Raw genomic sequence first — 23,907 nt, forward strand, 5'->3', positions numbered from 1 at the left:
GAGGGCCTGTGGATAACCCTGTGGATAAGTGGCCCCCGGCTGCCCAGCGGCACCCAGCCCGTGGCGCTTAGGGCTGCTTCCTTCCGGACCTGACCCGGTTCACGCCCGGACCGCCGCGCTGGACCGGGGGCTTAGGTAGTATAGCACCCATGGAAGCCCTGAGGCTAGAGGGCATCGGCAAGCGCTACGGCAGGAAGCCCATCCTGGAAGGGGTGAGCCTCACCGTGCGCTCAGGGGAGGTCTACGCCCTAGCGGGCCCCAACGGCTCCGGCAAGACCACCCTGATCCGCCTGGTCACCGGCCTGGCCTTTCCCAGCCAGGGCCGGGCCCTCATCCTGGGCGAGGACGTCCACAAGACCCCCACCGCCAGGCGCCACCTGGGGGCGGTGGTGGAGGCCCCCGCCGCCTTTTACCCCTATCTGACGGGACGGGAGAACCTGCGCCTTTCCGCCTACCTTACCGGGGTCAAGGAAGAGGCCCGCATCGCCGAGGTCCTGGCCCGGCTCAGGCTCCTAGCCGTGGCCGACCAGAAGGTGGAAAGCTACTCCCTGGGCCAGCGGCAGCGCCTGGGCCTGGCGGCGGCCATCCTCCACCGGCCCAAGGTCCTCGTCCTGGACGAGCCCACCAGCGGCCTGGACCCCGAGGGGGTGGATCTGGTCCATGGCCTCCTCCGGGAACTGGCCCGGGAAGGGGTGGCCGTCCTCCTCTCCACCCACCACCTGCAGGAGGTCTCCCGCTACGCCCACAAGGTGGGCATCCTGGGCGGGGGAAGGCTTCTGGACGAGGTGGCGCTCGGGAGCCGGGAGGTCTACCGCCTCGAGGCCCACCCCCTGGAGGGGGCCCTGGCCCTCCTCAAGGCCCTGCCCCAGGTGGCCTCGGCCCGGATCCAAAACGGGGCCATCCTCTTTGAGGGGGAGCGGGAAGCGGTCCTGAAGGCCCTCCTCAATGAGGGCTACCGCGTGGAGGCCCTCTACCCCCAGGGCTTTGACCTCATGGCCTACTACCAGGAAAGGGTGAAGCATGCTTAGGCTCTTCCTCTTTGAGCTCTTCAAGCTCTTTAGGCTCCGCTCCGCGCGGCTTGGGCTTCTTTTCGCCTTCCTCCTCCCCTTTCTCTGGGCGCTGGCCCCGGGCCTCAAGGAGGTCTACGGCCTGGTCCTGGCCTCGGGGTGGCAGGTGGTCTCCTTGAGCCTCCTGGCGGGGATGGAGTTCCTCTTCCCCTTCCTGGTGGTCATGGCGGCGGGCGAGGCCCTGGGGAGCGAGGTGGCCCAGGGCACCTTAAAAAGCCTTCTCCTGAGGCCCCTTCCCCGCACCCTCCTCCTTCTCGCCAAGCTCCTGGCCGTCCTCCTCTACCCCTTCGTCCTCCTGTCCGTGAGCTTCCTGGGCGGCCTCCTGGCGGGCCTATTCCACGGCCTTGGCCCCTTCTACGGGGGCACGGGCCTGGGGGAGGGGGGGTTCGCCGGCGCGGGCCTCCTCACCCCGAAGGAGGCCCTCCTGGAGCTCCTCCGGGCCCACCTCCTGGCCGGGGCGGTCCTCACGCCCCTGGCCTCCCTGGCCCTCCTCTACGCCACCCTCTTCCTCTCCACCGCAGCGGGGGCCCTGGCGGCGGTGGCCACCCTCCTCCTCATGCGCCTCCTGGTGGCCTTCCCTGCCCTCACCCCCTTCCTCCTCACCACCTACCTGGACCTCCACCTGAGACCCCAGGCGGCGGGGCTCGGGCTTTCCCTCCTTTTCATCTACACCGCGGGCTTTGCCCTCCTGGCCGCCCTCATCTTTGAGCGGAAGGACCTCTAGACGAACCGTCCCTCCACCATAAGGGGCTCCCCGTCCAGAAGGAGCCTCCCCTCCTTCAAGGAAAGGACCAGGTCCCAGTGGAGGGCGCTCTCGTTCCTCCCCCCGGTCTCCGGGTAGCTCCGGCCCAGGGCCAGGTGGACCGTGCCCCCCATCTTCTCGTCCAGGAGGATGAGGCCCGTGGACCGGTCCAGGGCGAAGTTGGTGCCGATGCCCACCTCGCCGAGCCGTCTCGCCCCCGGGTCGGTGGCCAGGGCCTCCTTCAGGTAGTCCTCCCCCACCTGGGCCCGGGCCTCCACCACCTCTCCCCTATGGAAGCGGAGGTAAACCCCCTCCACCCGCCTGCCCCCCACGAAGGCGGGCAGGTTGAAGCGGACCTCGCCCTCGGCGGAGTCCTCGAGGGGCCCGGTGAAGACCTCCCCCGAGGGCATGTTGCGCCGCCCGTCGGAGTTCACCCAGGTGCGCCCCGCCACGGAGAGGGTGAGGTCGGTGCCGGGGGCCAGGATGCGGAGGATCTTCCCCTGGGAAAGCCGCCGGATGAGCCCCTCCTGGAAGGCGGCAAGCTCCCGCCAGGCGGCCACCGGGTCCTCCCGGTCCAGGAAGAGGGCCCTTTCCAGGTAGGCCCGAAAGGCCTCGGTGCCCATGCCCGCCCCCACGGCGTAGCCCACCGTGGGGTAGAGGGTGAGGGCCCAGCGCTTCTGCAGGCGGAGCTCGCTTAGGGGCCGCCAGGCCCGCTGGTGCCTGAGGGCGAGGGCAGGGTCCACGGAGGCCCCTTCCAAGGGGTTCTCGGCGGAAAGGACCCTCAGGAACTTATCTGCCTTCTCGTAGAGGGCCCGCTCCACCTCGGGGATGGCCTCCAGCCACCTTCCCCCATGAAGGAGGAAGTCCCGGGCCTCCCCCGGGTAGCCCAGGCGGAAGAGGGGGTAGGCCCCCCGCTGGAGGAGGGCCCGCTTCAGGTGGGGAAGAAGGGGCAGCGCTGGGGTTTCCGCCTCCACCAAGACGGTCTCCCCGGGGGCGGCCTCGAGGCAGTAGGCCGCAAGGAGCTCGGCAAAGCGCGCTTCCACTCTGCTATCATAGGACCAAGATGGAAGAACCCAAAATCACGCCCCTGGCCCGTCGGCTCGCCGAGGAGAACGGCATAGACTGGCGCAGGCTGAAGGGCACGGGTCCGGATGGCACCATCGTGGAGCGGGACATCCTGGCCTTCCTGGCCAAGGTCATGGCCGGGGAGGTGGACCTCCCCCCCATGCCGGAATCGCCCCCGCCCCTGCCCCCCGAGGAGGAGCTGAAGCGGGCCCAGGCCGCTCTGGAAAGGGAAGGGGTGGACCTTGCCGAGCTCATCCCCGAGGCCCCCAAGACCCCCACCCTGCAGGTGGAGGAGGTCCCCGAGGAGGAGCTCGCCCTGGACTTCCCCGAGATAGACCTCCTGGACGAGGAGCCCCTCTTCCTCCCCGAGGAGGAAGAGGCCCTCGAGGCCTGGGAGGAGGACCTTTTGGAAAGGCCCCTCCCCGAGCCCCGGCAAGAGGAGCTTCAGGAGGCCGCCCAGGAGGCCCCTGAACCCGAGGCGCCTCCCGCCCTCGAGGAAGCCCTCCCCACCCAGGAGATCCCCCCAGGCCCTCTCCTGGGGGTGGCCCCCGTGCCCGCGCCCGCCCAAAGCGCCCCCCTTCGGGTCTTCCGCCGGAAGGTGGACCAGACGCGTCTAGGGGAGGCCCTGGCTGCCTTCCACCGGGTCCACGGGGTACCGGAAACCCCTCTGCCCTTCCTCCTCAAGGCGGCGGAAAGGGCCCTCGCCGAGCTGGAGCTCCCCCATAGGCCCCTCCTCGGCCGGGTGGAGGGGGAAAGGGTCAGGGGCCTCAGGCCAAGCCCGGCCTTCCTGGCCCTTTTCCACCAGGAGGGCGGGGAAGAGGGGGAAGGCCTCCTCTGCTTCTTCGGCGAGGAGGAGGTCCACACGGGCCGGCCCAGCCTCTTCCTGGCCCCCGACGGGATCCTCGCCGTCTCAGGGCTGGATGCCCCCCTGGCCAGGAAGCTTCTGGAGCGGGTGGCCCTCTACCTGGAAGACCCCGTCCTCCTGTTGGCCTAGCGCCTTCTCCGCCGCCTCTTCCCCGGAAGGGCTTCCGGGGCCTTCACGCCCTGGAGCCTGGCCTCCAGGGCTCGGATCTCGTCCCTAAGCGCCGCCGCCCGCTCAAAGTCCAGGGCCTCCGCCGCCTGCCACATGAGAAGCTCCAGCTCCGCCAACCGGGCCTTGAGGTCCTCCTCTTCCGAAGGGAGCTCAAAGGGGGCCTCCCCGTACCCCTCGGGGCGGATCACCGCCCGCACCCCCTTCTCCACCGTCTTGGGGACGATGCCGTGCTCGAGGTTGTAGGCCTCCTGGATGGCCCGCCTCCGGTTGGTCTCCCGGATGGCCTTCTCCATGGCCTCGGAGACCTGGTCGGCGTAGAGCCAGACCTCGCCCCTGGCGTTCCTGGCCGCCCGGCCGATGGTCTGGATGAGGCTCCTTTCGCTCCTGAGGAAACCGGTCTTGTCGGCGTCCAGGATGGCCACCAGGCTGACCTCGGGGAGGTCCAGGCCCTCGCGGAGGAGGTTGATCCCCACTAGGGCATCAAAGTGGCCCAGGCGCAGATCCCGGATCAAGGCCTGGCGCTCAAAGGCGTCCAGCTCGTGGTGGAGGTAGCGGGCCCGGATGCCGTGCTCCACCAGAAAGTCGGTGAGCTCCTCGGCCATGCGCACGGTGAGGACCGTGACCAGGGTCCTCTCCCCCCGCTGGGCCCGCTCCCGGATGCCCTCCATGAGGTCCAGGATCTGGTTCTCCGTGGGCTTGACCCGCACCAGGGGGTCCAATAGCCCCGTGGGCCGGATGATCTGCTCCACCACCCGGCCCGAGTGCGCAAGCTCAAAGGGCCCCGGGGTGGCGGAGACGAAGACCACCTGGGAGACCTTCTCCAAAAACTCCTCAAAGCGCAGGGGGCGGTTGTCCAGGGCCGAGGGCAGGCGGAAGCCGTAGTCCACCAGGGTCTTCTTGCGCGCGTAGTCCCCCCGGTACATGCCCTGGAGCTGGGGCACGGTCACGTGGGACTCATCCAGGAAGACCAGGAAGTCCTCGGGGAAGTAGTCCAGGAGGGTGAAGGGGGGCTCCCCGGGGGCCTTGCCCGTGAAGTAGCGGGCGTAGTTCTCCACCCCCGGGCAGGTGCCCATGACCCTCAGCATCTCCAGGTCGTAGAGGGTGCGCTCCTTGAGGCGCTGGGCGTAGAGGACCTCGCCCCGTTCCTCAAAGTAGCGGACCCGTTCCCAGAGCTCCTTCTCTATCTCCTTCAGGATCTCCTCCAGCCCCTCCGGGGAGAGGTAGTGGGTGGCGGGGAAGAGGACGAAGCCCGGAAGCTCCCGCAAGCGTTCCCCGGTGATGGGGTGGACCTGGAGGATGCGCTCCACCTCGTTGCCAAAGAGCTCCACCCGGATGGGCTCGGTCTCGTAGGCGGGGAAGACCTCCAGGACCTCCCCCCTGGCCCGGAAGCGGCCCGGGGAGAGGTCTATCTCGTTCCGCTCGTAGCCCAGGTCCAAAAGCCTCTCCAAGAGGGCCTCCCGGGGGTAGCGCTGGCCCCGTTCCACCACCAGGTTCCGCGCCCGATACTCCCTCGGGTCCCCCAGGCCGTAGATGGCGGAGACCGAGGCCACCACGATCACGTCCCGCCGGGTGAGGAGGCTTCGGGTGGTGGAGTGCCTTAGGCGCTCAATCTCCGGGTTGATGCTGGCGTCCTTCTCTATGTAGAGGTCCTTCCCCGGCACGTAGGCCTCGGGCTGGTAGTAGTCGTAGTAGCTGATGAAGTACTCCACGGCGTTCTCCGGGAAGAGCTCCCGGAACTCCGCCGCGAGCTGGGCCGCCAAGATCTTGTTGGGGGCGAGGACCAAGGCGGGCCGCCCCAGGGCCTCAATGACCTTGGCCATGGTGACGGTCTTCCCCGTGCCCGTGGCCCCGAGGAGGGTGACGTAGCGCTCCCCGTCCCTCAGGGCCTCTAAAAGCTCCCCTATGGCCTTGGGCTGGTCCCCCTTGGGCCCTGGCCCCCGGTAGCGGAAGGTCATCCCTTTGAGTATAGGGACTGGGGTCCCCAGCCCGGCAAGGCCGGGCTGGGGTGAGAAAACCCCCGCCCCTAAGGGGCGGGGGAAGGGGCCTAGGGCCTAGAACCTAGTGGTGTAGGTGACCCGGAAGGTGCGGGCGTGGTCGCCGAGAGAGGTGATGTACTCCCCGTAGTCGGCGCGGAAGTCGTAGTAGGACCAGGTCACGTTGAAGCCGGCCACGGAGCCGCTGACGGAGCCGCTGTTGGTACCGTTGTTCGAGTAGAGGCGGTCGTCCGACGGGTCAAAGGCCCTGTTGACAGCCCCCACCCGGATGCTGGCCACGTTGGACGCCCGGTACTCCCCGTAGCGGGCCTCCAGCTTGGAGCCGGGGAAGAGGAACTCGCCCAAGGAGAGGCCCACGCTCCACTTGAGCTCCTCGACGGGGCTCGGGCCGACCGTCTGCCGCGTCTGCCGCGCGGCCACCTCCCCGGTGAGGCTGGGCTTGAAGGGGAGGCCATCCAGCTTGAGGCTGGCCTGGAGGCCGCCCTTCAGGGTCTCGTCGCCTTGGGTGTTGAAGTTGGGCTCGTGGTAGCGGAAGAGGATCTTGTCCAGGCTCAAGGGGCCCAGGGCGAGCTTGTAGTCCCCGTAGACAGCGAGGCCGAAGTAGGGGGTGGGGGTAGAGGCGCTCGGGAGATTGTACGTGCCCTGCAGGGTGAGGTTGAGGTCCTTGACCAGGGCGTCCTTGGCAGCCCCGTCGTGGCTGAGGGTGCCGGTGATGCGGGCGCTCGTCTGGGTGTCAAGGTCCACGTAGGAGGCCCCGGTCCAGGCGGCGTCGTAGGCAGCCCTCAGGCTGAAGCCGGAGAAGAGGGCCACCTTGGCGGAGGCGCCAGCTTCCGTGGTGATGGTGCCAGGGTTGTAGGGATAGGCGCCGTAGCTATTCAGGTAGCCGCCAAGCTCCACGGGGCCCAGGGGGAGGCCCAGCTCCACGCCCAGGCCTTCCTCATTGGGAGGGTAGGGGGCGGGGTTCTGCCGGCCCGTCACGCCGCCGTAGTACTGCAGGTGATCGGCGGACATGCCGGCCACGCCGTACTCGTACTGGGGGTCCACGGCGTGGTAGTTGGCCTTGAGGCTCAAGGGCCCGAGCTTCCCGTCCAGCTGGACGTAGTAGACCCAGTTGGAGATGGTGGGGTCAAAGTAGTCCCGGAAGTAGATGCCGGTGGCGGGACGGCTGGTGACGAAGAGGCCCTTGACGCTGAAGTCCCCCAGCTTCAGGGTGCCGTCCACGCCCAGGGCGGAGCGGTCGGGGTTGGCTGGAGGAGTGGCAGTAAGGGGCTCGGTGTCGGCCAAGGCGTAGTTCAGGGCCAGGGTGAGGCCCTCCAGGGGCTTGAAGGCGGCGCGGATGCCGAAGTAGCCCCTGTCCCCAAAGATGTCGCCTGAGTCGCCATCCGAAGAAGTCCCCAGGACCACGGTGACCTCCGGGCTCAGGGGAAGCTTGGTCCCCTGGAAGGTGGCCACCACCCCTTGGCGGTGCTCCCGCCCGGCGGGGTCGGAGCGGTTCACGAAGAGGTAGTCGTTGAACCGGAAGGAGCTGGCCCGCCAGTGGTAGACCACGCTGAAGGGCTGGCCGTCCACGGTGCCCTTGAGGGTGGCGGTGTTCAGGCGGAGGTTCGGGGTCGGCGCCCCCGAGGCGATGGCGCTGGCAAGGATCTGGACCGTGGCCTCGCTCACGGCCACTCCAGTGGCGGCGGGGGCGTTGTTCTTGACGCCGAAGTCCAGGGTAAGGCTACCCCCGGTGAGTTGGCGGGAGGCCACGTCTTCCAAGCGGACGTTGGAAGCCACCTGCCCGGTAGGCCCAAACACCCCCGTGGAGAAGGGCGTGGCGAAGAGGCGGTCAATGTCAAAGTCGGTGCCAGCAAGGGTCACAAAGCCATAGGTGGCGGTAAGGGAGCCCTTGATGGAGTACTGCACTTTGGAGAGGTCGGCCACCTGGCTCTCCAGCTTGGAGACCTTCTCGGAGAGGGAGACCAGGTCGGAGCGCAGGGCGGCGGCGAACTCCTGGACGGCGGCCACGTCCTCCTTGGAAGCCAGTTCGTCCAGGTTGATGGCGGGGCCCTCACCCCGCTCGGCCAGAGCCTTCTCCAGAGCGGTCACCCGGTCCTGGAGGGAGAGGACGTCCTGGTTGAGGAGGACGGCCAGCTCGTTGAGGGCCTGGATGGCCTGGGCGTTGGCCTCCACCTGGGTGGCGAGGGCGGCCAGGTCGCCCTTCACGCCCTCCACGTCCTGGGCCAAGGCCTCCAGCTGCTCGGCCAGCTGCTGGGCCTGGGCCAGGGCGGTGTCGGCGGCGATGGAGGCGGCCTCCACCCGGTCCAGGAGGTCCTGGAGGGCGGCCTGGTCCATGCCGGGCTCCACCTCGGGCATGGGCTGGGCCCTGAGCTCCTCGATCAAGGCCTCGAGGCGGGCGATGTCGTCCTTGGTGGCGGCGCTGTCCTCCAGGGCGGAGACCCTAACCCCTAGGGCGGCCAGCTCGGCGGCCAGCTCCTGGATGGCGTTCTTCAGGGCCTCGAGGTCCTCGGGGGACATGGCCTCCATGGTGGGGGAGGTGCCCTTGGCCTTCAGCTCCTCCTCAATCTGCTGCAGGAGGCGGTAGATGATGAGGGCGGCCTGGTAGCGGGTGATGGGCTCGTTGCCCCGGAAGGTGCCGTCCGGGAAGCCAACGACGATCCCCTTGGCCGCCAGGGCCTCCACGGCCTCCTTGGCCCAGTGCCCGGCGGGCACGTCGGAGAACTGGGCTAGACCGAACCCCATGGAGAGGACGGTCAGAAGCCCGGCCAGTAGCGCGACAAGCCTTTTCTTCATATCTCCCAACACCTCCTTTGGAGGTCTGGGACCTTGGCGGGCGAGTTTCCGCGTTTCCTCTCCGCCCTTAGCCCCAGGAGCAAGGTCAGCGGGCGCTGTTCGCCCCGGCTTTGACCTTGCGTCCGCGGATATCATAAAGGCCTCATCCCGCTCTTGTCAAGCCTCTAAGGGTCCCCTATACTTCACCTGGGGCTTTCAGCCCCCAAGGCGGGAAGCGCAGGGGGCCATCTGGCCTCACGAGGTGGCGGACCCCAGCGAGGGGATTACCGGCTTGGGCCGGGAAAGATCGAGGGAATCCGCGGATGCCGCCCGGGGTGTGCCCGCCCCGCCCGCCTTTAGAACCCCCAAGGGAAAGCCGGCCCCGCGAGGGGAGGACAACCGCGGGGGAGGGCCGAAGGAAGGGGGGACTCCCCCCCGGAAAGGGGTTTTATGTGCGGCATCGTCGGGTACATCGGGTTTAGAAAGGCCACGGACGTCCTCGTAGACGGGCTCAGGCGGCTGGAGTACCGGGGGTACGACTCCGCCGGGGTGGCGGTGAAGACGGCGGAGGGCCTGAAGGTGGTGAAGCGCTCCGGGAAGCTTTCCGTCCTGGAGGCCGCGCTAAGGGAGGAGGGGCTTGAGGGCCACCTGGGCATCGGCCACACCCGCTGGGCCACCCACGGGGCCCCCACCGACCCCAACGCCCACCCCCACACCACCGAGGACGGGCGCGTCGCCCTCATCCACAACGGCATCGTTGAGAACTACCTGGAGCTCAAGGAGGCGCTGAAGGCCAGGGGCCACCGCTTCAGCTCGGACACCGACAGCGAGGTCCTGGCCCACCTCATAGAGGAGAAGTACCGGGGCAACCTCCTGGAAGCCCTCAGGAAGGCTTTGCAGGAGGTGCGGGGGGCCTACGCCGTGGTGGCCGTGCACCAGGACCACGAGGAGATCGTGGCCGCCAGGACCGTGAGCCCCCTGGTGGTGGGCCTGGGGGAGGGGGAGAACTTCCTGGCCTCGGACGTGCCCGCCCTTCTGCCCTACACGAGGAAGGTCATCTTCCTCCACGACGGGGACGTGGCCCGCATCACCCGGGAGGGGGTGGAGATCACGGACCTCCTGGGGAACCCCCTCCTGCGGGAGGCGGTGGAGGTGGACTGGAGCCTCGAGGCGGCGGAGAAGGGGGGCTTTCCCCACTACATGCTGAAGGAGATCTACGAGCAGCCCTGGGTCCTGGAGAACACCCTGGGGGGGAGACTCCTGGAGGAGGTGGGGGACGTGGACCTGGGCCTGGAGCTGGACCCCCTGGAGGTGGACCGGGTCCACATGGTGGCCTGCGGGACGGCGGCCTACGCCGGGCTTTACGGGAAGTACCTCCTGGAGGGCCTCGCCCGGATCCCCGTGGAGTGGGACGTGGCCAGCGAGTACCGCTACCGGGACCCGGTGGTGGACGGAAAAACCCTGGCCGTGGCCATCAGCCAGTCCGGGGAGACCATTGACACCCTGGAGGGCCTGCGGGAGGCCAAGCGCAAGGGGGCCAGGACCCTGGGGGTCATCAACGCCAAGGGCTCTAGCCTCACCCGGGAGGTGGAGGCGGTTCTCTACATCCACGCCGGGCCGGAGATCGGCGTGGCCTCCACCAAGGCCTACATGGCCATGCTGGCGGCCATGGCCATGCTGGCCATCCGCTTCGGCCGGGCCCGGGGCACCCTGGGCCAGGAGGAGGCCCGGGCCCTGATCCGGGAGCTCAAAAAGCTTCCCCGCCTGGTGGAGGAGGTCCTGGAGAAGCGGCCCATCGTGGCCCACATCGCCGAGAAGTACCACCAAGCCCAGGACTTCCTCTTCCTGGGGCGGCACGTCCAGGTGCCCACCGCCTACGAGGGGGCCCTTAAGCTCAAGGAGATCAGCTACATCCACGCCGAGGCCTACCCCGCCGGCGAGATGAAGCACGGCCCCATCGCCCTCATTGACGAGCGCCTGCCCGTGGTGGTCCTGGCCACCCAGGGCCCCCTTTACGAGAAGACGCTCTCCAACATCCAGGAGGTGCGGGCCCGGGGCGGGAAGGTGATCGCCGTCGCCACCGAGGGGGACGAGGAGATAAGGAAGCTCGCCCAGGACGTGGTCTACGTGCCCCAGGTCCACCCCCTTCTCTCCCCCATGGTGAGCGTGGTGCCCCTGCAGCTCCTTGCCTACGAGGTGGCCGTCCTCCTGGGCCGGGACGTGGACCAGCCCCGGAACCTGGCCAAGAGCGTCACCGTGGAGTAGCTAGACGATTTCCAGGAAGACCCGCACCACCTTTGGGTCCAAGGTCTTGCCCGCCTGGGCCAGGAGCTCCTCCCGGGCCCGGGCCTCCGGCCAGGCCTCCTTGTAGGGCCTTTGGGAGATGAGGGCGTCCCACACGTCCACCACGGCGAAGATGCGGGCCTCCAAGGGGATCTCCTCCCCCTTGAGCCCCTTGGGGTAACCGGAGCCGTCCCAGCGCTCGTGGTGGTAAAGGACCACGTTCAGGGCCGTCTTTGGGAAGAAGGGGAGGTCCTTTAGGATCTCCAGGCCCACCTCGGGGTGGGTCTTGACCAGCCGCCACTCCCCCGTGGAGAGGGCGGCGGGTTTCTTCAGGATCTCGTCAGGGAGGGCCAGCTTGCCCAAGTCGTGGAAGTAGGCCCCCAGGCGGAGGCCCTCCAGGTCGGGAAAGCCCAGGGCCTGCCCCAGGCGGAGGGCCAGCTCCGCTACCCGCTCCGTGTGCCCTTTGGTCTCCAGGTCCCGGTACTCCAGCACCCGGGAAAGGGCCTTTAAGGCGGCCTCGCGGGTGAGGCGGAGGCGCTCCAGCTGGAAGAGGCGCTCCAGAGACTCCTCCAGCCTCCTGGCCACCATTTTCAGCGCGGCCTCGTCCTCCTGGCGGTAAGGGATGGCTTCCCCAAAGCTTCCTAAGGCCAGGACCCCGTAGCGCCGCCCCTCGGGCTTGAGGGGGACCAGGAGGGCGGAGCGGAGGCCGCTTTCGGCGTAAGGCCTCAGGGCCCCGGGGAAGCGGGCGTAGTCCTCCACGTAGACGGGCCCCTCCCAGAGCCTGGGGTGGCCCAAGAGCCCCTCCCCAAAGCGGATGGGGTGGGCCTCGTAGAGGCGGGGGAAATCCGGGGGGTAGCGGCCTGCCTTCACCGCCGGCCGCACCTCCCCCTCCTGGAAGAGGTAGAGGGCCCCCCCGTGGTAGGGGGTGAGGCGGAGGAGGGTCTCTAGGGCCTCCTGGGCCATGACCAGGGGCTCCCGGGAGGCCTCCAGGGCCAGGGTGAGGTCCAGGAAGGCCTTGTATCGCTCCGCCTCGAGGCGGGCCGTTTCTAGGGCCTCAATCCGGGAAAGGACCATCCCCGCCGCCTCGGCCAGGGCCTGAACCAGGAAGCGTTCCTCGGGCAGGATCTCCCCCACCCCCCCGGCGGTGTCCAGGGAGAGCACCCCCAGGACCTGCCCCTCCGGGCTCCGTAGGGGCACCCCCAGGTAGACCCCGGCCTGCCGCTTCCCCGAGAGGAAGACCACCCTGGGGTCCTGGGAGACATCGGGGAGGAAAAGGGGCTCCCCCTTTTCCAGGACCTCCCAGGAAACCCCCTGCCCCCGGGAAAAGCGGACCCCCAGCTTGGAGGGGGAAAGCCCCGCCGCCGCCACCAGCTCCATCTGGTCCTCCTCCGGCCGGTAAAGCCAAAGGAGGACGGAAACCGCCCGGGTATTCTCCTTAAGGGCCTGGACGGTCCTGGCGTACACCTCTTCCCTCGTGGTCAGGGGCGAGAGGAGGCGGAAGGCCTGGGCCAGGGCCTCGAGGCGCTTCAGCTCCAGGGCCTTGGTACCCATGTCCAGACTAGCGTACCAGGAACGGGCCCCGGTCCGCGGGGACCCAGCCAAGGCTGGGTTCAGCCTCAAAGGCCCGCTTCCAGGGGAAGGCCACCCTGCGAAGGACCACCCGCCGGCCCTCCAGGACCAGGTGGGGCCAAAGGGCGGCCACCTCTCCGGCCCCCTCCGGCAGGGGCTCGGGGAAACGGGCCCGCACCCAGGGCCTCCCCACCTCCCCCCACCAGTAGCCAAAGTAGGCCTCGGCGAGCCGCAGAAGCCGCCCCTCCCGGTCCCCCAGGAAAAGCCCTCCCTGGGCCAGGGCGCTCCCCAGGTTGTTGGCGGGGGTGCCCCAGGCGGCGTAGGCGAAAAGCCGCCCGTAGAGGCCCAGGCCTTGGAGGTAGGCCATGAGCCCGGGGTCCCCCCGGTTCACCCGGGAAAGGTCGGCCAGGGCCACGGGGTGGCGGGCCATGAGGCGGAGGAGGTCCAAAGCGGCCTGGCGGGGGCTCTTCCCGCCGTAGACGTAAAGGACCAGGTCCGGCCCCTCCTCGAGGGCCGTGGGCCTGGCGGCAGCGCTTCCCAGAAGGCGGGCCACCGTCTCCTCCAGGGGAAGGCCCTCGTAGGGGGTCACCTGCCGGGCCAAGGCGGGGGTCTCGTAGACCACGGCCACCTTAAGCCCGGGCCTCGAGGCCCTGAGGAGCAAAACCTGCCCCGCCTCGTCGGCCCCGGGGCGGGAGGGGTAAGGGAGGAGGGCGGCCTCCCTGGGCGCGGGGGAGCCCCGGACGGCGTCGTCCCAGACCGCCTCCAGATACACTCCCCCAAGCCCCGCCCAGGGGGCGAGGGCCTTGAGAACCTGAAGGTTCCTCTCCCTGAAGGTGGCGTCCCACCGGGGAATGACCCCGAAAAGGTAGACCTCGCCCCCATGGCGCACCTTCCAGGAGAGGAGGGGAAGGAGCCGGGCCAGGGCGTCCTCGGGGGCGAGGGGGAGGTGGCGGCTTTGGAGAAGCCCCCCGTAGGCCAGGACATCCAGACTGGCCACGAGGCGCTGGCCTGGCGTGGCGAGGAGCCAGGCGCGAAGCCTCCCCGCGTCCGCCCCTTCCGGCCCCCTATAAGCCTCCCTGGGAGGGCAGAGAACGGGCCCCCAGGCGCACGGGGCCAGGTTGGGAGGGCGGTCGTCTAAGGGCAGGTAGAGGGTCTGGCCCAGGGCCAGGGCCAGAAGGGGGGCTAGAAAGAGGGCGGGCCTCAACCCCTGACCGCTTCTTCCCTCTCCGCCAGGTACTTCTCCGCCATCATGGCCGCCCGGGTCCCGGCCCCCACGCTGGTGGTCAGCTGGCGGTAGATGGGGTCGGCCACGTCCCCGGCGGCGAAGATGCCCGGGACCGAGGTGAAGACCTCGTCCCGAACGGCGATGTAGCCGTCGGGCCTCAGCTCCACCACCCCCCGGAGAAAGCCGGTGTTGGGCTCGTGGCCGATGAAGACGAAGACCCCGTCCGTGGGGTAGACGTACTCCTCCCCGGTCTTCAGGTTCTTGAGCCGCACCCCCGTCACCTGCTCCTCCCCCAGGATCTCCGTGACCACGTGGGAAAAGAGGAAGTGCATCTTGGGGTTCTGGAAGGCCCGGGCCTGGGCCATCTTGTTGGCCCGAAGCTCGTCCCGGCGGTGGACCAGGGTCACCTTGCGGGCGAACTTGGTGAGGAAAAGCCCTTCCTCCACGGCGGCGTCCCCCCCGCCCACCACCACCACCTCCTTATCCCGGTAGAAGAACGCGTCGCAGGTGGCGCAGGTGGAAACCCCCCGACCGTAGAACTTCTCCTCCCCCGGGACCTGGAGCTTCCTGGGGTTGGCCCCGGTGGCGATGATGACGACCCGGGCGGGGTAGTTCCCCTCAAAACCCCGCACCAGAAAGCCCTCCTCCGTCCTCTCCAGGCCCTGCACCTCGTCCATGACGATGCGGGCCCCGAACTTCTCCGCCTGCTTTGCCATCCTGCCCGCCAGCTCCGGCCCAGAGATGCCCTCGGGGAATCCGGGGTAGTTCTCCACCTCCTCGGTCTGGGCGATCTGCCCGCCGGGGAGACCCTTTTCCACGATCACCGTCTTCAGGCCGCCCCGGCCGGCGTAGATGCCCGCCGTGAGGCCCGCGGGCCCCCCGCCGATGATGACCACGTCGTAGGTTTCCTCCTTCCCGCCCTTTTGCCCGAGCCCAGTCAGGGTGAACTCCATGCCGTCCTCCTTTACCTCCCTTTACCTCCTCCAAGGCCACTTTACACCCCACCTATACAGGGTGGGGGTATTAGCCCTACTGATTCTGCTGGAAGGGAGAGGTTGGGTCAAGGGAAGAAAGCGGCCGAGCCGCTTTGGTGACCCCAGGGGGATTCGAACCCCCGTCTCGGCCTTGAGAGGGCCGTGTCCTAGGCCTCTAGACGATGGGGCCGCGGTGCGGCTCGGCGCTTTGGTGACCCCAGGGGGATTCGAACCCCCGCCGCCGCCTTGAAAGGGCGGTGACCTAACCGCTAGTCGATGGGGCCAAAGTTTGGCTGGGGTGCGTGGACTCGAACCACGACCGGCGGATCCAGAGTCCGCTGTCCTGCCGTTAGACGACACCCCAGCGCAGCGTGCCCGATCCCTCGGGCAGAGGATATGGTACACTCTGAAGGGCAGATTGGCAAGCCCCTTCGGGTCCATATGGAGGAGAGCCTTTTAGAGATCCTGAGCCGGTATGTCTCCCCCCGGGCGGCGGAAAGCCTCCTGGGGCGGGCTACCGAGATGAGGAAGCCCGCAAATCCCGGGGAGTGGGCCAGGCTGGTGGAAGGGGTCATCTGGCCTGAGCTTAGGCGCCTTCTGCCCTTCCAGGAGATGCCCCCTGAGCTGAAGGCCTGGGTGCGGGAGATGAAGGCGTTGGCCGCCCAAGAAGCGGAAGGCGAGGAGCAAGAACAAGAAGAGGAGGAAGAGCTTCGCCTCGAGGCCGTGGACCTGGAAGACCCCGCCGCCCGCACCGCCTTGGCCCAGCGCCTGGCCCGCCTGGAGGGGGTGGTGGGGGTGGTGGTGGCCGGGGAAAGCGGCCGGGAGGAGCTCTTCGCCGGGGAGCCCGTCCCCCTGGACCCCTTTCACCTCCTTCTGAAGCGGCAGGGGTACCAAACCTTTTACGGCCTTTTGCAGAATAATCTGGTAGCCATGAGGGCGCTGGGGCAGGGGTACATCGGCCTTGTGGCCCGGAAGGAGACCAACGTGGGCCGCCTCCTCCATAACCTGAGGCGGCTTACCAACCTATCGGAGGTGGAGGGATGAAGAGGTGGCTTTTATTGGTGGCGCTTCTCGGTCTGGCCCTGGCCGCGCCCCTTCCCCAGGTCTACGACCGCCTGGAAGCAACCCTGGCCCGGGTGCGCCTGGATAACCCCACAGGGGCCCTGGCCGCCCTGGACCAGGCCCAGGGACTTCTGCGCCAGGAGGCGGAGGGGCTTCCCCCGGTCCTTCGGGACGCCGCCATAAGCAACCTCCAGGAGGCCCGGCAGGCGGTGCTTCGGAAAAGCCCGGTAGACCTCGAGGCCCGCCTCCTCCTGGTGCGCCACCTCCTGGGCAAAGCCCTTTACGACGGCTTCTTCACCGCGCAAGGGGAGGAGAAGGCCCTCTACCTCAGCCGCCTGGTGCGGGCCACCGGCCTGGGGCAGGGCGCGGTGAGGGAGGTGGCGGGCCTGCCCCCTGAGGAGGCCAGGAAGCGTCTGGAAGGGCGCTACCTGGCCCTCATGGCCCAGGACCTGGCCCAGGCCCTTGCCGCCACCTCCCGCCCCCAGGCCTACCTGGCCCTGGCCCGGGCCTACGCCCGCTACCTGGTGATCCAGGATAGCCAAAGGAGCACCCTCAAGGCCCAGGACTTCATCCAGGCCCTGGCCAAGGTCTCGGGCGGGGAGGCCTTCCGCCCGGAGGTGCAGGAAATCCAGAAAAAGGTTCTGGCCTGGAGGGAGGCTCTCAGGCCGGGCGCCGCGGCCCCAGTTCCCAAACCCCAGGCCGGCACCCCGGCCCCCCCTCCCGCCCCAAGCCCCGCCACCCAGGCCCCATCCCTGCCCCAGGCCAACACCCCGGCTCCAGCACCCTCCTCTCCTCTTCCAGTCCAGGAAAGCCCCCAGGTGGAAACCTTTTACGTGGCCTCTTGGGCAGACCCCGCCCTTAGGGAGCGCCTGCGCCGGGTAGCCTACGACTTGGGCTTCGCCTACTACCAGGACTTTCTGGAGGCCCTCACCCAGACCCAGCTCCAGCTGGGCCTGGCCACCGCCGCTCTGGGTCAGGGAAACCAAGGGGAGGCCAGGGCGCATCTGGAGGCAGCCTTTTGGAACTTCTCCGCCAAAATAGAGCCCCTGGCCGCCCTGGTGAACCCCAGCCTCACGGAAAGGACTCTAAGAGCCCTCACCCGCCTGACCCAGGCGGTGGGGGTGCGGGCCATAGATGTCTTCCCCGTGTACGAGGCCTTGGAGGAGCTAGGCCGCCAGTTCCGTACTGGCCCTAGGGAAACCCCCTGGCTAGACTTCCGGCTTAGCCTTCTGAACTTGGTGGGCGTTTCTAGGGCGGTCTTCTTCCTCCTGGCCGCGGCCTTGGCCTTTTTCCCCCTCTACCTCATCCGGCTCACCTTCGGCGGGCGCAACGTCTACTGGAACCTCCTAGGCCTGGCCTTCCTCTTCCTCCTTCTACCCATCCTGGCGGAGGGGCTTTCCTACTTCGGCTCGGTCATGGCCGAGTACGGGGGCCTACCCTGGCTGGCTGCTTTGGCCAACTTCTCCATCGGCCAGGGCCTCCTCCCGTACCTGACCTGGGGTTTCACGGTGTTCCTGGTGGTGGCCCTGGCGGGGGCGGGCCTACGGGGTATCGCCGCCCAGTTCGGCCTCCTGAAGGAGCGGGGGGCGGAGGTGACGGCCAGCGGGATAGAGAGCAAGCCCGCCACCACCCTCACCAGCGAGACCATCGTGGAGTGGGACGAGGAGTTCTAAAGTACCCCACCGCGGCTTTCGCCGCGGTGGGGCCCCAAAAGAAAGGGCGCAGGGGAGTCTAGGGGAAGGTTTTGTATAGCAACGGGCAACCACTTAGCGCCAGAAGAGGGGCCCCGGCAAAACCCCCTGCGGCCTTGACTGCGCCGCGGGGGCTACTCTAGGCGGGTCCCCGGCAAAACCCCGTAGCCCCGGGCCCAGTCGGCGGCGGGCATGGGACGCCGGCCCTCGGGCTGGACCTCTAAAAGCCGGATGAGCCCTTCGCCCGTCCCCACCAGGACCCCCTCCCGGTCCACCGCCTGGACCACGCCGGGCTCTCCTTGACCCGGTTCAGGGCGCATCTTTAGAACTTTGACCCGCCTGCCCTCGTGGAAGAAGTAACTCCCGGGCCAAGGCTGGACCCCCCGGTGGCGGTTATAGATGGCCTCGGCGCTTTCCCCAAAGCGAATCCTCCCCTCCTCCTTGGTGAGGAGGGGGGCGTAGCTGGCCTCGCCCTCCTGGGGCGTGGGCGTGAGGTGGGGAAGGTCCTGCAAAACCTTTAGGAGAAGCTCTATGCCCTTATCCCTTAGGCGCTCGGCGAGGGCCACCGCGTCCTCCTCCGGCAGGATCTCCGTGCGCCAGAGGGCGTAGAGGGGGCCGGTGTCCAGCCCCTCCTCGGTCTTCATGATGGCCACCCCGGTCTCCTTCTCCCCCCGGATGAGGGCCCAGGGCACGGGGGCTGGGCCCCGGTACTTGGGCAAAAGGGAGGGGTGGAGGTTGAGGAAGCCGTAGGGGGGAACCTCGAGGACCTCCTTGGGCAGGATCTTGCCGTAGGCGGCGGTGACGGCCACCTCTGGACTTGCGGCCCGGAAAGTCTCCAGGAACTCCTCGTTCCCCTTGAGGCGCTCGGGCTTGAGGAGGGGGAGGCCGTGCTCCAGGGCGTACTGGGCCACGGGGCTCGGGGCGGGCTTCAGGCCCCTACCTTTGGGCTTATCGGGCTGGGTCACCACCAAGACCACCTGGTGGTGGCGGTTTAACGCGTCCAGGACAGGCACCGCCCAGGAGGGGGTGCCGAAGAAGGCCACCCTCATTGGGAAAGCTCCTTCAAGAAGGCCCGGGCCTCCTTTTGGAAGCGGGCGAGCTCGGCCCGGTGCTCCTCCAAGAAGGCCTCCCGCTTGGGCTTGGGCAGGCGCTCAAAGAAGAGTACGCCCTCCAGGTGGTCTATCTCGTGCTGGAACACCCGGGCCATGTATCCCTCCAGCTCCAGCGTCCTCTTGCGCCCCTCCTCGTCCTGGAACTCCACCCGGATGCGCTCGGCCCGGGGCACCTCCTCGGAGTAGAGGCCGGGCAGGGAGAGGCACCCCTCGAGCCCCTCCACCAGCCCCTCCCGGTGGGTGATGACCGGGTTGACCACCACGTAGACCTGGCGCACCAGGTCCCTCAGGGGCCTCTCCTCCTCATCGGGCTCGTCGGCGTACTCCACGGCCACGAAGAGCCTCTGGGAAAGGCCGATCTGCGGGGCGGCAAGCCCCACCCCCCGGGCCTCCCACATGGTCTCCAGCATGTCCTCGGCGAGCTTCTTGAGGCCGGAAAAGTCCTGGACGGGGCGGGCCTTCTTCCGCAGAACCGGGTCCCCGTAGAGGCGGATGGGGTAGATCATCCCGCCTATTTTAGCGCAAACCGGGCCCTTCCCAAAACCTGGCCCAGGGGCCTCACCCCCGGAGGCAGGGTGAGGAGAAAGGGGCCCGCCACCTCCCCGGGCCGGAAGCCCTCCTGGGGCCTGGCCTCCACCTCTTCAAGGCCCTCCAGAACCTCCCTGGGCCCCACCACCTCCACCTCCTTGGGGGCGTAGTCCAGCACCTCGAGGCCCTCCGGGGCCTTTAGGACCAGGGGGAGCACCTTGCGGAACAGGGGCTCCTCCCGGGCCACCACCCGCGCCTTGGGCGGGGAGAGGGTCACCGCGGGCAGGGGGCCTTCCGGCCCGAAGGCGGTGAGGGCCACCTCCTCCCCCTGGTCCAGGCCAACGGCCGCCACCGCCGCCTCCACCTGGCTCCTGGGGCCTCTGGCCTCCACGAAGGCGGGCTCGGTGCGCACCCACACCCCCTGGGCCAGGACCTCCACCGGCAAGGGACGGCTCAAAAGGGCCTCCCCCCGCCCCTCCACTCTGGCCGGGCGCACCTCCAGGACCTCCACCCCCCGGGGGGCGGCCACGCGCACCTCCCGGCTGAAGGCCCCCTCGGCCCCGGAGAGGTCCAGGTAGGCGGAGACGGGGGGCGTGCCCTCCACCAGGGGGGCGGGGCCCCGGAGGCGCAGGAGGACCTCCCTGGGCACCCCCTCCGCCACCCGGTCCCCTTCCAGGCCCACCACCTGGAGGGGAGCGCTCAGGGCCCTTTCCACCACGGGGGCCCGCTCCTTGAGGGAGTACCAGACGGCCAGGGCGGCCAGGAAGGAGAGGAGGAGGGCGGGCCAGTCACGCATGCAGCGCCTCCTTGAGCCGGGCCCGCAGGGCCTCGAGGCTGAGGGGCGGGGAGAGCCTCCCCCCCTCGGCCAGCCGGACGCTCCCCGTCTCCTCGCTCACCACCAGGACCAGGGCGTCGGAGACCTCGGAGAGGCCCAAGGCGGCTCGGTGCCGGGTGCCGAGGCCCACCTGGGCCTCGGAGAGGGGAAAGAGACACCCCGCCGCAAGAAGCCTCCCCTCCCGCAGGATGGCCCCTCCGTCGTGGAGGGGCGTCCCGGGGTAAAAGAGGGTCACCAGCAGGCGGGCGGAAAGCCTGGCCTCTAGGACCTCCCCCGTGGCAGCGTACTCCCCCAAAGGGGTGCGCCTTTCCAGGGCGATCAGGGCCCCGTACCGCCTTTCGGCGAGGCGGGCCACCCCCAGAAGGAGCTCCTCCAGGGCCAAGGAGGTGGCCCTGGGCCCCTGGGGACGGCCCAGGCGCTCCAGAAGCCCCCTGAGCTCCGGCTGGAAGACCACGATCAGGGCGAAGGCCCCCAGCGTGGCGGCGTTGCCCAGGATCCAGGAAAGGGTGGCAAGCCCCAGGAGGTTGGCCAGGAACCAGACCAGAAGGTAGACGAGAAGCCCCCGGACCAGGTTCAAGGCCCGGGTGCCCACGATGAGGCGCCAGAGGGAGTAAAAGAGGGCGGTGACGAGAAGGATGTCCAAAAGGTCACGCCAGGTGAAGGCCATGGCCTACACCAAGCTCTTCCCCGGCCCCTCCCAGGCGAGCCCGAAAAGCCTGGCCCAGGTGGCCCCCAGGTCGGCGAAGCTCTCCCGGGTGCCCAGGTCCCCCCTGACCCCCGGGCCCACCCAGAGGAGCATCCCGTACTCCCGGGTGTGGTCCGTGCCCAAGAAGGTGGGGTCGTTGCCGTGGTCGGAGACCAGAAAGAGGTGGTCCTCCGGGCCCAGGGCGGAAAGGAGCCGGGGGAGGAAGCGGTCCACCTCCTCTAGGGCCCTGGCGTACCCCTCGGGGTTTCGGCGGTGGCCGTACTTGGCGTCAAAATCCACCAGGTTGGTGAAGACGAGGCCGGAAAAGCCCTCTTCCATGAGGGCCAGGGTCTTCTCCAGGCCGCCCTTGTTGTCCTTGGTCTTGACCGCCCGGGTGAAGCCGCGCCCGGCGTAAATGTCGGGGATCTTGCCCACGCCCACCACCTCGAGGCCCCCTTCCTTCAAGACGTCCAGAACGTTTCTGGGAGGCTCCAGGGCGAAGTCCCGCCGGAGGTGCTCCAGGCGGTAAAAGGCCCCGGGCTCCCCGGCGAAGGGCCGGGCGATGACCCGGGCCACCTGGTGCTCGCCCCTTAGCGTCTCCCGGGCCACCTGGCACCAGTGGTAAAGCTCCTCCAGGGGGACTCTCTCCACGTGGGCGGCCACCTGGAAGACCGAGTCCGCCGAGGTGTAGACGATGGGGTAGCCCGTCTTCAGGTGGGCCTCCCCGTAGTCCCGGATGGCCTCGGTGCCGGAGTAGGGGCGGTTGAGAAGCCACCCCCCCACCCCGATCCGCTCCGCCCAGGCCCGAAGGAGCTCCTCGGGAAAGCCCTCGGGGTAGGTGCGGAAGGGCTTTTCCAGGTAGATGCCCACGAACTCCCAGTGCCCGGTGGTGGTGTCCTTGCCCGGGTTCACCTCCCGCATGCGGCCAAAGGCCCCTTTGGGCTCCTTGGGCCTGGGCAGGGTGTGGACCCCGGCCACCCACCCCAGGCCCAGGTCGGCCAGGTGGGGCAGGGCCACGCCCGTCTTGAGGACGGTGTGGTCCAGGGTGTCTGCCCCCTCGTCGCCGAAAAGGGGGGCGTCCGGCAGGTAGCCCAGGCCCACCGAGTCCAGGACGATGGCCACCACCTTCATCTAAGAGCGAAGCCCCCCTTCGTCCTCCTCTTCCTCTTGGGCCAGGGCCATGATCTCCTCCGGGGACATCTCCGAGAGGGCCCGGACCGCCTGGAACTCCTCCACCAAGCCCTGGATCTCCTCCATGGCCTCCTCCAGGGAAAGCTCCCCGTCCCCGTACTCCTCCAGAACCTCCTCTATGGCCTCCAGGATCCCCACCGCCGCGCTGGCCTGCGAGAGGGCCTGGGCCAGCTCCGAAAGCTTGTCCGCCAGGTCCATGCTCCCATGCTACCCCAAAAGCTCCGCCAGGCGGGAAAGGGCCCGCCCGTACTTTTTGGCGAAGGCCCCGTGGCGGTAGGTCTCGGGGAAGAGGGCCTCGAGGGGGGCCCCCGAGGCCTTGAGCTCCAGGCCCAGGTTGTAAACCTGGTCCACGAAGTGGACGAAGCGGAGGGCGTCGTTCTGGTCGGGGATGGGCTCCAGGCCCCGCAGGTAGACCACCTCCACGCCAACGAAGAGGTAGCGGTAGCGGATGGGGTGGAGGGCGCGGAGGTGGGCCAGGAGCTCGGGGAAGGCGTCCAGGGTCTTGGGCCTGGGGTCTTCGTGGAAGCGTCTAAGAAGCTCCTCCTCCCCCCAGGGCCGGGGGAGGCCCTTGGCTTCGCGGTGGCGGTAGTCCTCCCCCTCTATCCTCTCCACGGCGAAGCGCCTGGCCAGGCCCTGGATCTGGTGGCGGAACTGATCGGCGTTGAAGCGCCCCTCCCCCAGGGCCCCGGGCGGGGTGTTGGAGGTGGTGGCCACCCTGAGGCCCTTGTCCATGGTGAGGGCCAGGAAGTGGGTGGCCATCTGGGCGTTGCCGGGGTCGTCCAGCTCAAACTCGTCTATGAAGAGGTAGCGGAGGCCAGAAAAGCGCCTCGCTCCCTCCTTGAGGCCCATGAGGCCCAGGGCGTAGGTGAGCTCCTCAAAGGTGAGGAAGGCCTTGGGGCCCGGGGCCTCCCAGTAGGCGGCCACCAGGAGGTGGGTCTTGCCCACGCCAAAGCCCCCGTCCAGATAGATGCCCTGGGGGCCCGGCATCCTGGGCCGGAGGAGGCCCCGGGGGCGGTCCCTTACCCAGCTTCGCAGCCGCTCCTTGGCCAGGGCCTGGGAGGGGTAGCGGGGGTCCGGGTGGTAGGTGGCGAAGGTGGCCCCCTGGAAGCGGGGGGGCGGGACGAAGCTTTCAAGAAGCTTCTCCAGGTTGACCTCGGGGTAGCGCTCCGTGAGGCGCATCGCCCCCTAGGTTAGCCCAAGGCCCCGGCAAAAGGCGCCCTATGCTACCCTTAGGGGGTATGGTGCGGCTTTACGGCATCCCCGGGTGCGGTCCCTGCGAGATCGTGAAGATGTTCCTGGAAAGAAACGGCGTTCCCTACGAGTTCGTGAACGCCAAGGCCGACCCCGAGGCCGCCAAAAAGATCGCCGAGCTGGTGGGAAGCCCCACGGCCGGGGTGGTGCTGGAGTGGCGGGGGCGCCTCGAGGCCATCCGCGGGGTTTCCCCGCAAAGCCTGAATGCCTGGCTCGCCCGCTACCGGGAAAGCGCCTAAGTACCCCGCCGTAGCTCTTGCCACGGCGGGGGCCCCAAAAGGGCGCACCAAGGCCTAGGGAAAGGCTTTCTATGGTGAACGGATAGCCACTTAGCCCAGGGCCCTCAGGTGGTGCTCCTCGTGGTAGGCGGCGGCCCTCAGCCAGCCCAGGGCGGTGAGGGGGCCAAAGAAGGGGTGGGGGAAGGTAGCGGGGTTATCGGGGTCGGCCTTTTCCGCCTCCTCCAGGAGAAAGCCCCGGGCCCTCTCCAGTAGGGCCAAAACCTCCTCCAGGCTTAGCTCCCCTTTGGGCTGAACAGGCTCGGGGGCCTGGGGCTTCCCCTCCTTGAACTCCCCGGGGACGAAGGGGACGGGGGGAAGGTTCTCCCCCGCCGCCACCCGCCTGAGCCGCCTCAGGACCCGGGCGGTGGAGTCCTCCACCAGGGCCACGTGCTCGGCCACCATGAGGGGGGTCCAGGCCCCGGGGCGGAGGGGAGCGGTGAGCCAGGAGGGCTCAGCTTCCCTCAGGTGGGCCAGGAGGGCCTGGCGGCTTTGGGCGAGCCGGGCTAAGACCTCCTCCTTGTTCCCATAGACGTCCAGGTTCACCATGATG

21 protein-coding genes, 3 tRNA genes and 1 other RNA gene are annotated in these 23,907 nt (G+C 68.8%); 7 read left to right on the forward strand and 18 right to left on the reverse strand.

Translation table 11 applies throughout. The features are described 5' to 3' along the window. Nucleotides 1–29: 29 nt before the first annotated feature. An RNA gene (gene ffs, locus BVI061214_RS12435) (signal recognition particle sRNA small type) lies at nucleotides 30–130 on the reverse strand. Between the two features lie 19 nt (nucleotides 131–149). Here ffs and BVI061214_RS03325 point away from each other — a divergent pair. Both BVI061214_RS03325 and BVI061214_RS03330 read left to right on the forward strand, forming a co-directional pair. Next, on the forward strand, nucleotides 150–1,028 hold the full coding sequence (locus BVI061214_RS03325) for an ABC transporter ATP-binding protein (RefSeq protein WP_053767282.1): 879 nt from the start codon (nucleotides 150–152) through the stop codon (nucleotides 1,026–1,028). Beyond that, complete coding sequence (locus tag BVI061214_RS03330; RefSeq protein ID WP_053767283.1) at nucleotides 1,021–1,791, forward strand: ABC transporter permease; 771 nt, start codon at nucleotides 1,021–1,023, stop codon at nucleotides 1,789–1,791. Before BVI061214_RS03325 ends, BVI061214_RS03330 begins: the two co-directional genes overlap by 8 nt. Here the strand turns inward: BVI061214_RS03330 and BVI061214_RS03335 are convergent. Next, a complete protein-coding gene (locus BVI061214_RS03335) occupies nucleotides 1,788–2,852 on the reverse strand; it encodes an aminopeptidase (protein ID WP_053767284.1) in 1,065 nt (354 codons plus the stop codon). The genes BVI061214_RS03330 and BVI061214_RS03335 overlap by 4 nt on opposite strands. Before the next feature lie 20 nt (nucleotides 2,853–2,872). Between BVI061214_RS03335 and BVI061214_RS03340 the strand changes: the two genes are divergently transcribed. Continuing rightward, entirely contained in the window at nucleotides 2,873–3,868 is a 996-nt protein-coding gene (locus tag BVI061214_RS03340; protein WP_053767285.1) for an E3 binding domain-containing protein, read from the forward strand. Here the strand turns inward: BVI061214_RS03340 and uvrB are convergent. Together uvrB and BVI061214_RS03350 are read right to left on the reverse strand one after the other, a co-directional pair. Next, nucleotides 3,865–5,862 (reverse strand): excinuclease ABC subunit UvrB, encoded by a 1,998-nt coding sequence (gene uvrB / locus BVI061214_RS03345; RefSeq protein ID WP_053767286.1) that lies wholly within the window; start codon nucleotides 5,860–5,862, stop codon nucleotides 3,865–3,867. The two genes, BVI061214_RS03340 and uvrB, sit on opposite strands and share 4 nt — an antisense overlap. A 96-nt stretch (nucleotides 5,863–5,958) precedes the next feature. After that, entirely contained in the window at nucleotides 5,959–8,694 is a 2,736-nt protein-coding gene (locus BVI061214_RS03350; RefSeq protein WP_053767287.1) for an S-layer homology domain-containing protein, read from the reverse strand. Nucleotides 8,695–9,123: 429 nt separating this feature from the next. On the opposite strand from BVI061214_RS03350, the gene glmS reads away from it, so the two are divergent. Further along, nucleotides 9,124–10,938, forward strand: a complete 1,815-nt coding sequence (gene glmS, locus BVI061214_RS03355) for a glutamine--fructose-6-phosphate transaminase (isomerizing) (protein ID WP_053767288.1) — start codon at nucleotides 9,124–9,126, stop codon at nucleotides 10,936–10,938. On the opposite strand, the gene BVI061214_RS03360 is transcribed toward glmS, so the two are convergent. The 6 genes from BVI061214_RS03360 to BVI061214_RS03385 all read right to left on the reverse strand — a co-directional run bounded on the left by BVI061214_RS03360 (nucleotide 10,939) and on the right by BVI061214_RS03385 (nucleotide 15,088). Then, entirely contained in the window at nucleotides 10,939–12,507 is a 1,569-nt protein-coding gene (locus BVI061214_RS03360) for an HD domain-containing phosphohydrolase (RefSeq protein ID WP_053767289.1), read from the reverse strand. It lies immediately after the preceding gene. 7 nt (nucleotides 12,508–12,514) lie between these two features. Then, complete coding sequence (locus BVI061214_RS03365) at nucleotides 12,515–13,729, reverse strand: DUF4127 family protein (protein WP_053767290.1); 1,215 nt, start codon at nucleotides 13,727–13,729, stop codon at nucleotides 12,515–12,517. Next, entirely contained in the window at nucleotides 13,726–14,703 is a 978-nt protein-coding gene (trxB, locus tag BVI061214_RS03370; protein WP_053767291.1) for a thioredoxin-disulfide reductase, read from the reverse strand. The genes BVI061214_RS03365 and trxB overlap by 4 nt, the downstream gene beginning before the upstream one ends. Nucleotides 14,704–14,838: 135 nt before the next feature. Then, nucleotides 14,839–14,914 (reverse strand) — tRNA-Glu (locus BVI061214_RS03375). A gap of 19 nt (nucleotides 14,915–14,933) precedes the next feature. Further along, a tRNA-Glu gene (locus BVI061214_RS03380) sits at nucleotides 14,934–15,008 on the reverse strand. Nucleotides 15,009–15,014: 6 nt separating this feature from the next. Beyond that, nucleotides 15,015–15,088: transfer RNA gene (locus BVI061214_RS03385), tRNA-Gln, on the reverse strand. Between the two features lie 77 nt (nucleotides 15,089–15,165). Here BVI061214_RS03385 and BVI061214_RS03390 point away from each other — a divergent pair. Further along, nucleotides 15,166–15,768 carry a hypothetical protein gene (locus BVI061214_RS03390; RefSeq protein WP_053767292.1) on the forward strand — a complete coding sequence of 201 codons (603 nt, stop codon included), beginning with the start codon at nucleotides 15,166–15,168 and terminating at the stop codon, nucleotides 15,766–15,768. Next, nucleotides 15,765–17,459 carry a hypothetical protein gene (locus BVI061214_RS03395; protein WP_053767293.1) on the forward strand — a complete coding sequence of 565 codons (1,695 nt, stop codon included), beginning with the start codon at nucleotides 15,765–15,767 and terminating at the stop codon, nucleotides 17,457–17,459. Before BVI061214_RS03390 ends, BVI061214_RS03395 begins: the two co-directional genes overlap by 4 nt. 152 nt (nucleotides 17,460–17,611) lie before the next feature. On the opposite strand, the gene fmt is transcribed toward BVI061214_RS03395, so the two are convergent. From fmt to zapE, 7 genes are read right to left on the reverse strand one after another with little or no spacing between them, the layout of a single operon-like run. Then, nucleotides 17,612–18,526, reverse strand: a complete 915-nt coding sequence (fmt, locus tag BVI061214_RS03400; protein ID WP_053767294.1) for a methionyl-tRNA formyltransferase — start codon at nucleotides 18,524–18,526, stop codon at nucleotides 17,612–17,614. Next, nucleotides 18,523–19,095, reverse strand: coding sequence for a peptide deformylase (def, locus tag BVI061214_RS03405; RefSeq protein WP_053767295.1), 573 nt, complete (start codon nucleotides 19,093–19,095; stop codon nucleotides 18,523–18,525). The genes fmt and def overlap by 4 nt, the downstream gene beginning before the upstream one ends. A gap of 5 nt (nucleotides 19,096–19,100) precedes the next feature. Beyond that, entirely contained in the window at nucleotides 19,101–19,913 is an 813-nt protein-coding gene (locus tag BVI061214_RS13720) for a CdaR family protein (protein WP_053767296.1), read from the reverse strand. Continuing rightward, nucleotides 19,906–20,619 (reverse strand): diadenylate cyclase CdaA, encoded by a 714-nt coding sequence (cdaA, locus tag BVI061214_RS03415; protein WP_003046378.1) that lies wholly within the window; start codon nucleotides 20,617–20,619, stop codon nucleotides 19,906–19,908. The genes BVI061214_RS13720 and cdaA overlap by 8 nt, the downstream gene beginning before the upstream one ends. A 3-nt stretch (nucleotides 20,620–20,622) precedes the next feature. Then, nucleotides 20,623–21,768 carry a phosphopentomutase gene (locus BVI061214_RS03420; protein WP_053767297.1) on the reverse strand — a complete coding sequence of 382 codons (1,146 nt, stop codon included), beginning with the start codon at nucleotides 21,766–21,768 and terminating at the stop codon, nucleotides 20,623–20,625. Further along, nucleotides 21,769–22,026 (reverse strand): hypothetical protein, encoded by a 258-nt coding sequence (locus BVI061214_RS03425; protein WP_003046373.1) that lies wholly within the window; start codon nucleotides 22,024–22,026, stop codon nucleotides 21,769–21,771. It abuts the gene before it with no gap. A 9-nt stretch (nucleotides 22,027–22,035) separates the two neighbouring features. Further along, on the reverse strand, nucleotides 22,036–23,007 hold the full coding sequence (gene zapE / locus BVI061214_RS03430) for an AFG1/ZapE family ATPase (protein ID WP_053767298.1): 972 nt from the start codon (nucleotides 23,005–23,007) through the stop codon (nucleotides 22,036–22,038). Nucleotides 23,008–23,066: 59 nt separating this feature from the next. Here zapE and BVI061214_RS03435 point away from each other — a divergent pair, with 59 nt between their 5' ends. Further along, on the forward strand, nucleotides 23,067–23,318 hold the full coding sequence (locus tag BVI061214_RS03435) for a glutaredoxin family protein (RefSeq protein WP_053767299.1): 252 nt from the start codon (nucleotides 23,067–23,069) through the stop codon (nucleotides 23,316–23,318). 90 nt (nucleotides 23,319–23,408) lie between these two features. Here BVI061214_RS03435 and BVI061214_RS03440 read toward each other — a convergent pair whose 3' ends face one another. Beyond that, nucleotides 23,409–23,903, reverse strand: a complete 495-nt coding sequence (locus tag BVI061214_RS03440) for a DinB family protein (RefSeq protein ID WP_053767300.1) — start codon at nucleotides 23,901–23,903, stop codon at nucleotides 23,409–23,411. Nucleotides 23,904–23,907: the final 4 nt, after the last annotated feature.

The organism is Thermus aquaticus, assembly GCF_001280255.1.
Classification (GTDB): Bacteria; Deinococcota; Deinococci; order Deinococcales; family Thermaceae; genus Thermus; species Thermus aquaticus.

What these genes read in the sequence shown, in the direction of transcription:
- BVI061214_RS03325 (WP_053767282.1), top strand. Translation starts at nt 150, where the DNA reads ATGGAAGCCCTGAGGCTAGAGGGCATCGGCAAGCGCTACGGCAGGAAG.
- BVI061214_RS03330 (WP_053767283.1), top strand. Translation starts at nt 1,021, where the DNA reads ATGCTTAGGCTCTTCCTCTTTGAGCTCTTCAAGCTCTTTAGGCTCCGC.
- BVI061214_RS03340 (WP_053767285.1), top strand. Translation starts at nt 2,873, where the DNA reads ATGGAAGAACCCAAAATCACGCCCCTGGCCCGTCGGCTCGCCGAGGAG.
- uvrB (WP_053767286.1), bottom strand. Translation starts at nt 5,862, where the DNA reads ATGACCTTCCGCTACCGGGGGCCAGGGCCCAAGGGGGACCAGCCCAAG.
- BVI061214_RS03350 (WP_053767287.1), bottom strand. Translation starts at nt 8,694, where the DNA reads ATGAAGAAAAGGCTTGTCGCGCTACTGGCCGGGCTTCTGACCGTCCTC.
- glmS (WP_053767288.1), top strand. Translation starts at nt 9,124, where the DNA reads ATGTGCGGCATCGTCGGGTACATCGGGTTTAGAAAGGCCACGGACGTC.
- BVI061214_RS03360 (WP_053767289.1), bottom strand. Translation starts at nt 12,507, where the DNA reads ATGGGTACCAAGGCCCTGGAGCTGAAGCGCCTCGAGGCCCTGGCCCAG.
- trxB (WP_053767291.1), bottom strand. Translation starts at nt 14,703, where the DNA reads ATGGAGTTCACCCTGACTGGGCTCGGGCAAAAGGGCGGGAAGGAGGAA.
- BVI061214_RS03390 (WP_053767292.1), top strand. Translation starts at nt 15,166, where the DNA reads ATGGAGGAGAGCCTTTTAGAGATCCTGAGCCGGTATGTCTCCCCCCGG.
- BVI061214_RS03395 (WP_053767293.1), top strand. Translation starts at nt 15,765, where the DNA reads ATGAAGAGGTGGCTTTTATTGGTGGCGCTTCTCGGTCTGGCCCTGGCC.
- fmt (WP_053767294.1), bottom strand. Translation starts at nt 18,526, where the DNA reads ATGAGGGTGGCCTTCTTCGGCACCCCCTCCTGGGCGGTGCCTGTCCTG.
- def (WP_053767295.1), bottom strand. Translation starts at nt 19,095, where the DNA reads ATGATCTACCCCATCCGCCTCTACGGGGACCCGGTTCTGCGGAAGAAG.
- BVI061214_RS13720 (WP_053767296.1), bottom strand. Translation starts at nt 19,913, where the DNA reads ATGCGTGACTGGCCCGCCCTCCTCCTCTCCTTCCTGGCCGCCCTGGCC.
- cdaA (WP_003046378.1), bottom strand. Translation starts at nt 20,619, where the DNA reads ATGGCCTTCACCTGGCGTGACCTTTTGGACATCCTTCTCGTCACCGCC.
- BVI061214_RS03420 (WP_053767297.1), bottom strand. Translation starts at nt 21,768, where the DNA reads ATGAAGGTGGTGGCCATCGTCCTGGACTCGGTGGGCCTGGGCTACCTG.
- BVI061214_RS03425 (WP_003046373.1), bottom strand. Translation starts at nt 22,026, where the DNA reads ATGGACCTGGCGGACAAGCTTTCGGAGCTGGCCCAGGCCCTCTCGCAG.
- zapE (WP_053767298.1), bottom strand. Translation starts at nt 23,007, where the DNA reads ATGCGCCTCACGGAGCGCTACCCCGAGGTCAACCTGGAGAAGCTTCTT.
- BVI061214_RS03435 (WP_053767299.1), top strand. Translation starts at nt 23,067, where the DNA reads ATGGTGCGGCTTTACGGCATCCCCGGGTGCGGTCCCTGCGAGATCGTG.
- BVI061214_RS03440 (WP_053767300.1), bottom strand. Translation starts at nt 23,903, where the DNA reads ATGGTGAACCTGGACGTCTATGGGAACAAGGAGGAGGTCTTAGCCCGG.